This window comes from Flavicella sediminum (assembly GCF_006381105.1).
Lineage (GTDB): Bacteria > Bacteroidota > Bacteroidia > Flavobacteriales > Flavobacteriaceae > Flavicella > Flavicella sediminum.
Map to the genome: position 1 here is coordinate 392 of NZ_VDET01000058.1, position 1,604 is coordinate 1,995.

Consider the following 1,604-nt stretch of genomic DNA (forward strand, 5'->3'; position numbering starts at 1 on the left):
AATCTCGTCTAGTTTGCTCATACCTGTTTTTTGTTGTTGCAAAGTACAGTGATTTTTTAACCAATAGGAAATAGTAGATCTAGAAATATTAAATTTTTTGGCTGCGAAGTTAACCGAGATCTGACCATTTAGAATTTGGTCAATGACCAATAATTTGTGCTGAAAAGTAACTTTTTCGTAGTTATTTTTTCGACAGGGTTGGTTTTGTTTTGTGTCCATAGTGTTGCTAAAAGTGTTTAATTTTTAGTCAACCTATTTCAGGAAAGTTCAGTTCAGGGAATTATGCCTAACGGTTAGTATATGAAAAGTAGGGCGGTTGATAAGCACTTTCTTTCAGTTTTACACTTAGCCATATTTTTTATTTTATTTTTATCTTTTCGTTTTTTAAAATACATATTAAAAATATGGCGGACTATGTAAATAAGCACAAGCCTTTGTTTAATCGTTTTTTTGCCCTATTTTTTATATACATTGTTAGCCACTGGCTTTAGTTCAATTGTCTTTTAAAACTACAGAACAAGAAATTCTGCGTTGTGTCAAAAGGTGTTAAATGGTCTTCTGTTACACACTTAATTTTGTCAAAACCATCTTTCAATTCCGCTGTTAATTCCTCTTCATTATATTGTTTTATTTCAAGTCCGCTACATTTTTTAGGTCCATTTTGTGAAAAAGTTCCGATTGTCAAGAATCCGCTCACAGATTTTCTTGCGGTCTTCATATATTTTTTTATTTGGTCAGGCGTAGTGAGAAAATGAAATGTTGCTCTGTCGTGCCAAACATCAAAAGTCATATTTGGTTCAAATTCAGTGATGTCACTTACAATCCAATTTACTTTGTTCGCTTTTTCTCCAAGTCGGTTTTTTGCTTTTTCAAGTGATTTAGAAGAAATGTCAAGAACACTAACATTTTCAAATCCTTCATCAAGCAGGTAATCCACAAGTTTACTATCGCCTCCACCAATATCTATTATTTTCGCAGTTTTCTTTAGTCCGAATGAATGTATGAATTCAAGCGAGGTTTTTGGTCTTTCTTGTGTCCAACTTACTTGGTCTGGATTTTTAGTTTCATAAACTGTTTCCCAATGTTTTTTTCTGTCTAATTTCATTGTTAAGTTCGTTTTGTATTATCCTTGTTTAGGTTGACCTTTTTTTGATATAATTAGTATCGTTCGAATACTTTTTTTTAGCCGTTTAGAAGGCAAAAAAAGAATTAGAACTATTAGTTGTTAAATATTAAGTTCGGGTAAATTTACATTATTTTTTCTATAGGATTTATATTTGATGTTTGGATTTAGATGTACTTCAGCTGGCTTTCTAAGCTCCAGGCTATAATGTGTTCTTAAATTGTTATATATATATACGGCTTGTTTGGTCATTTTTTGAGCGAGCTTTGTATTTTTAATAATTTGTTTTAGTCCATATTCGTGTTTTAAAGTTCTATTAATCCTTTCAGCAACAGCGTTTTCATACGGGTCGTATTGCTCGGTCATACTAATAGTCATTCCATTATCTTCAGCAAATTTGGTGTATTTAGGATTGCAATATTGAAACCCTCTATCTGAATGATGAATTAGTTTTTGATTTGGGTATTTTCTGTTTTTAATG

General features: G+C 31.4%; 3 protein-coding genes. All 3 read right to left on the reverse strand.

The genetic code is table 11. The annotated features are described in order from the left end of the window. Positions 1–219, reverse strand: a 219-nt coding sequence (locus FGM02_RS17855; RefSeq protein WP_139959992.1) for a helix-turn-helix domain-containing protein, incomplete at its 3' end; no start/stop codon positions are given. Between the two features lie 268 nt (positions 220–487). Next, positions 488–1,105: a class I SAM-dependent methyltransferase gene (locus tag FGM02_RS17860; RefSeq protein ID WP_139959988.1), complete on the reverse strand. Its 618-nt coding sequence runs from the start codon at positions 1,103–1,105 to the stop codon at positions 488–490. A gap of 120 nt (positions 1,106–1,225) precedes the next feature. Further along, positions 1,226–1,604 (reverse strand): integrase core domain-containing protein (locus tag FGM02_RS17865; protein WP_166461225.1); only part of this gene is annotated, 379 nt, incomplete at its 5' end.